Here is a 768-nt window from a genome sequence, read left to right on the forward strand (position 1 = left end):
ATTGAGAAACTTATCGTTTGATATTAATGGCTTGGAGCTATTTATTATATTGTCTAGACGTGATTCAAAATTTTGTAAATCATAAGTACTGTTTTTATTTTGATTTATAGTATTAATAATTCTTTGATAGTTAGAAAATAAGTCGTTTTCAATACTGAGAAAGTATCCATTAACGTTGAATGGGTATTTTACAATTTCTTTTTTTCTTAATTTTTCACGGATTTTCGATTCATCATTTTGTATATCATCAGTCACAATTTTATGATTGATTCTTTTATTCAAACTTGGAAGGTAGAGTTTGTTTAATATATCAATAATGAAAAAATCTAATAATTTGTTATCAGTACGTTCACTATACTCATCTATAGTTGGCTCATTTGATATATATCTAGCTACTTCATGATTTACATTTGAATACTTGGAATCATCAGGTTCTACTTGGTTGTATATAATAAAATTTTCGGGATTGTTTTCTTTATTATATTGATGAGCTTTATATAATTGCTTGAAATTGAAGTCATTATCAAATGTCATATTATCTTCCATTAATGTTTCAAACAGTAACTCGTCAATTCTATGTGCTAATTTTCTATATAATTTTGAACTCTTATCTAAATCTAGAGAATTTGTATAATTAAAAAATGAAGACAATGCATCATTACACTTTGACTGAGCACTAAGCCATTCTAAAGTAAAAGAATAGTTTTCAGATGCATAAATTTGCGCTTTTAATGCATCTTTTTTAATATTATCAATTGAATCGCTGAT

The 768-nt window shown here is 25.5% G+C and carries 1 protein-coding gene; it reads right to left on the reverse strand.

Annotated elements, in window-relative coordinates:
• Nucleotides 1-768, reverse strand: a 768-nt coding sequence (locus tag JVU85_RS13855) for a DUF6038 family protein (protein ID WP_239441240.1), incomplete at both ends; no start/stop codon positions are given.

Origin of the sequence: Staphylococcus sp. GDY8P72P, from assembly GCF_016890655.1 — a bacterium.
Classification (GTDB): domain Bacteria; phylum Bacillota; class Bacilli; order Staphylococcales; family Staphylococcaceae; genus Staphylococcus; species Staphylococcus arlettae.